Consider the following 4,560-nt stretch of genomic DNA (forward strand, 5'->3'; position numbering starts at 1 on the left):
GGCAGTATTTGAAATCCAGCTTTTTAATCTGGTCCCAATTTTTTCGAGCCTCTGGTGGCAAGACGATGAGTTGCTGGCGCAACATCGTCGTGATTTCGAGATTTAAGGATTCGATGGGGAGGGCAATGGTTACGGAACTTTTTGCCCTTTGGATCTTGTCCATGCAATATTCAATATGATGGCAAACTGCACCGGTCTGTGATTGACGGCTAGCTGAAACCTCCTGACGCATATCAGAAAGCAGTTGCATCAATTCAGACTTAAGGAATTCGATCGTATCTGATTTTTCTTGAGCTAAAAGAAACATAAGCACACCTCCTTTTGCTATAGTTTAATACTAATTCATTAAAAATGCAAGGGGGTAAAGTAAAAAAAATAAAATTTTTTTAGAAAAAGATACAGAAAAAGAGAGGGCTTACATCTCCCCGCTACAGAAGGTCGAACCCCTTGTCTTAAAAATGGCTTTTCTCCCTTGGTCGGGTTGACTTGATAGAAGTCGGTAGCTACAAAAAAACTCCTGAAACATACTGGTTTCAGGAGTTGAGAGGCTTTGACCCGAAGGTCTCAAAGAAAAATATCGATTGATTATACAAGACCTTGTGAAATCATCGCGTTTGCGACATTTTCAAAGGCAGCGATGTTGGCACCTGCAAGGTAATCTTTACCAAGACCGTAAGTTTCTGCAGTTGTTTTAGCAGTGTTGAAGATGTTGGTCATGATGTCTTTCAAACGTCCGTCCACTTCTTCGCGTGTCCATGAAAGACGTTGGCTGTTTTGGCTCATTTCAAGAGCAGATACAGCAACCCCACCAGCATTGGCTGCTTTAGCAGGTCCGTAAAGGATACCATTTTCTTTGTATACGTTGATGGCATCGATGTTACTTGGCATGTTTGCTCCTTCAGAGACAACTTTCACACCTTGAGCGACCAAACGTTTTGCAGCATCACCATCGATTTCATTTTGAGTTGCACATGGAAGAGCGATGTCATAGTTACCAGCATAAGTCCATACAGAACCTTCGTAGTAAGTAGCAGTTGGTTTTTCAGCAGCGTATTCAGTCAAACGAGCACGACGTTTTTCTTTAACATCTGTAAGAAGGTCGAAGTCAATACCGTTTTCGTCGATCACGTAACCGTTTGAGTCAGAGACAGAGATAACAGTTGCACCAAGTTCAGTTGCTTTTTGAAGAGCGTATTGAGCAACGTTACCAGAACCTGAGATCACGACTTTCTTACCAGCAAAGCTGTCGCCATTGGTTTTGAGCATTTCTTCAGTATAGTAAACCAAACCATAACCAGTTGCTTCTGGACGGATCAAGCTACCACCGAAACCAAGAGGTTTACCAGTCAAGACACCAGCATCGAATTGGCGAAGGCGTTTGTATTGACCGTAAAGGTATCCGATTTCACGTCCACCAACCCCGATATCACCGGCTGGGACATCAAGAGAAGGACCGATGTGTTTTTGCAATTCAGTCATGAAGCTTTGGCAGAAACGCATCACTTCAGCGTCCGTTTTTCCTTTAGGATCGAAGTCAGATCCACCTTTACCACCACCGATAGGAAGACCAGTCAAGACGTTTTTGAAGATTTGTTCGAAACCGAGGAATTTCAAGATCCCTTGGTTAACAGTTGGGTGGAAACGAAGACCACCTTTGTAAGGACCTACAGCAGAGTTGAATTGAACACGGTAACCACGGTTTACTTGGATGTTTCCTTCACGGTCAACCCAAGGAACACGGAAAGAAATCACGCGTTCAGGTTCTGTAATACGAGCCAAAATGTTTTCTTCGATGTATTCAGGATGTTTTTCGAAAACAGGTTCCAAAGTGCTGAGGAACTCTTCAACAGCTTGAAGGAATTCAGCTTCGTGGCCGTTACGAGCTTTTACAGTTTCGAAGGTGCTTTGGATATATTCTTTAGCAGTTGTCATGTTAATTCTCCTTTGTGAATGAAACGAAAACCAGCAAACCCGCTAGGGGAGTGGTTTTGAGACAGTTGACAAACAATGTCATGTTTTATTACATGGATCATTATAGCAGACTTTTTTTGGCTTGTAAAGAAAAAAGTTGAATTTTCTGAAAATTTTATCGAGACTAGGAAAGTCCGAATGTTTGGAAGAATTTTTAGCTTTGATTGTCCGGAAGCTTCCAAGTGATGGTATAATGAAAGAAGAAAATAGAGAGCATCCCGAACGATTCTGTTGGTGGTGTTTCAAAAAAGGAGTACAAGATGGTATCGACAAAAACGCAAATTGCTGGTTTTGAATTTGACAACTGCTTGATGAATGCGGCAGGTGTAGCCTGTATGACCACTGAGGAATTAGAAGAAGTGAAGAACTCAGTTGCGGGAACCTTTGTGACCAAGACAGCGACCTTAGAATTCCGTGCTGGCAATCCAGAGCCACGCTACCAAGATGTGCCGCTTGGTTCGATCAATTCGATGGGGCTACCTAACCAAGGGTTGGACTATTATTTGAATTACTTATTGGAGTTGCAAGAAACGGATCCAGATCGGACCTTCTTCTTATCTCTCGTCGGCATGTCTCCTGAAGAAACTCATACTATCTTGAAAAAGGTGCAAGACAGTGACTTTAAAGGCTTGACAGAGTTGAACCTATCTTGTCCCAATGTCCCTGGGAAACCTCAGATTGCCTATGATTTTGATACGACAGATCGGATCTTGTCCGAGGTCTTTGCCTATTTCACCAAACCTCTTGGCATCAAGTTGCCACCTTATTTTGATATCGTTCATTTTGATCAGGCGGCAGCGATCTTTAACAAATACCCGCTCAAGTTTGTCAATTGCGTCAATTCGATCGGAAATGGCCTCTACATCGAGGATGAATCCGTGGTGATCCGTCCTAAAAACGGATTTGGTGGGATTGGTGGAGAATACATCAAACCAACGGCTCTCGCCAATGTCCATGCCTTTTACCAACGTCTGAACCCAGAAATTCAGATTGTGGGGACAGGGGGCGTCTTGACTGGTCGCGATGCTTTTGAGCATATTCTTTGTGGGGCTAGTATGGTGCAAATCGGAACGACACTCCATAAAGAAGGAGTAGGAGCTTTTGACCGCATCACTGCGGAGCTCAAAGCCATCATGGAAGAAAAAGGCTACCAAAGCCTGGAAGACTTCCGTGGGAAATTGCACTACATTGACTAATCTTTTAAAAAGAACTTCCTCAAGTGGAAACTTGGGGAAGTTTTTTATGGTTTCTTGTCAAGAGAGATCATTCTGTTCCTAGTTTTAGGAATTTTCCATTTTTATAGAGAGAAAAAGGTGTACAATGGAGGTGAAAAGGAAGGTGATTTTTATGGAAGAAAGGGACGTGATTCAAGAGGCAAGGACGACGATCACCCTTCTTCAAACAGCCTTTTCTAAGGGATTCACCCCCAGTTTAGATGCCCTTCGATTTCGAGAAAATCTAGATCAGATATTGAAAGGTTTACGAAAGGCTAGGCGGGTAGACAATCGTCTGTTGATCGAGTTGGAAAAGTTTTATCAGACCGCCAGTTTATTGATTGGTTTGGGTGGTCCCGGTTTGAACGAAGAAGCCTTTCAAGCTTGGCGAGCTTATGATCACTGGCATTACGAGGTTGTGAAGCCTCAGTTACAGGTCTATGGACCGACGGTGGTTTTGTAGTTGATGTGCCTTGAGTTTGTCCACAGATATTCAGAGGAGGTGTTGGTCATGGTAGTCCTTCATGATTTTCTACATCAGTTAACCCTATCGTTTTGGAATTTTTATTACTCGCTCTTTTTCTTATTTGAAAAATAAGAAGGATTGAATCCCTTTTACATATAAGTAGAAGGGATTTTTGATGCAGAATCCTTGAAAATCTGAGGCTCTTGGATTATGATGGAGCTAATAGATGTCAAGCATTCCTTGTGGGGAATGCAGGAAGCGAGGAAAAAAGATGGCAGAGATTTATCTAGCAGGTGGCTGTTTTTGGGGCTTAGAGGAATATTTTTCACGGATCCCCGGTGTAGAAGAGACGACGGTGGGCTATGCCAATGGCCAGGTAGAAACGACCAATTACCAACTGATCAAGGAAACGGATCATGCAGAAACTGTTCAGGTCATCTATGATCCAGATAAAATTACCCTACGATCGATTCTGCTCTACTATTTCCGTGTGATCGATCCCTTGTCCATTAACAAGCAGGGAAATGATCGAGGTCGCCAATATCGGACCGGTGTCTATTATACAGACGAGGCAGATCGTGAAGTGATCGCCCACCTGTTTGCGGAAGAAGAGAAGCAACTGGGCAGTAAAATAGCGGTTGAGTTAGAGCCTTTGCGCCACTACATCCTAGCTGAGGATTACCACCAAGACTACCTCAAAAAGAATCCCGGAGGCTATTGCCATATCGATGTGACGGATGCAGCCCAACCCTTGATTGATCCGGCAGCTTATCAGAAGCCAGATCAAGAAACCTTAAAAGCGAAACTGACAGCAGAACAGTACCAAGTCACTCAAGAAAGTGCGACGGAACGTCCTTTCCACAATGCCTATGATCAGACCTTTGAAGAGGGCATCTATGTGGATATTAC

At 43.3% G+C, this 4,560-nt stretch carries 5 protein-coding genes; 3 read left to right on the forward strand and 2 right to left on the reverse strand.

Annotated features, from left to right (window positions below):
* On the reverse strand, positions 1 to 307 hold a 307-nt coding region (locus tag SPADD19_RS00325), incomplete at its 3' end, for a hypothetical protein (RefSeq protein WP_061454900.1).
* 278 nt (positions 308 to 585) lie between these two features.
* Complete coding sequence (gdhA, locus tag SPADD19_RS00330; protein WP_049518422.1) at positions 586 to 1,932, reverse strand: NADP-specific glutamate dehydrogenase; 1,347 nt, start codon at positions 1,930 to 1,932, stop codon at positions 586 to 588.
* Between the two features lie 299 nt (positions 1,933 to 2,231).
* Between gdhA and SPADD19_RS00335 the strand changes: the two genes are divergently transcribed.
* The 3 genes from SPADD19_RS00335 to msrA all read left to right on the forward strand — a co-directional run.
* Entirely contained in the window at positions 2,232 to 3,167 is a 936-nt protein-coding gene (locus SPADD19_RS00335) for a dihydroorotate oxidase (protein WP_023919126.1), read from the forward strand.
* Between the two features lie 124 nt (positions 3,168 to 3,291).
* Positions 3,292 to 3,648, forward strand: a complete 357-nt coding sequence (locus SPADD19_RS00340; protein WP_049518421.1) for a hypothetical protein — start codon at positions 3,292 to 3,294, stop codon at positions 3,646 to 3,648.
* A 274-nt stretch (positions 3,649 to 3,922) separates the two neighbouring features.
* Positions 3,923 to 4,560: peptide-methionine (S)-S-oxide reductase MsrA (gene msrA / locus SPADD19_RS00345; protein WP_061455244.1), on the forward strand; the 638-nt coding region annotated here is incomplete at its 3' end.

The sequence above is a fragment of the Streptococcus parasanguinis genome (genome assembly GCF_001578955.1).
GTDB classification, from domain to species: Bacteria; Bacillota; Bacilli; order Lactobacillales; family Streptococcaceae; genus Streptococcus; species Streptococcus parasanguinis_U.

Bases quoted from the DNA above. Each gene is read 5' to 3' on its own strand.
- SPADD19_RS00335 (WP_023919126.1), top strand. From the start codon at position 2,232: ATGGTATCGACAAAAACGCAAATTGCTGGTTTTGAATTTGACAACTGC.
- gdhA (WP_049518422.1), bottom strand. From the start codon at position 1,932: ATGACAACTGCTAAAGAATATATCCAAAGCACCTTCGAAACTGTAAAA.
- SPADD19_RS00340 (WP_049518421.1), top strand. From the start codon at position 3,292: ATGGAGGTGAAAAGGAAGGTGATTTTTATGGAAGAAAGGGACGTGATT.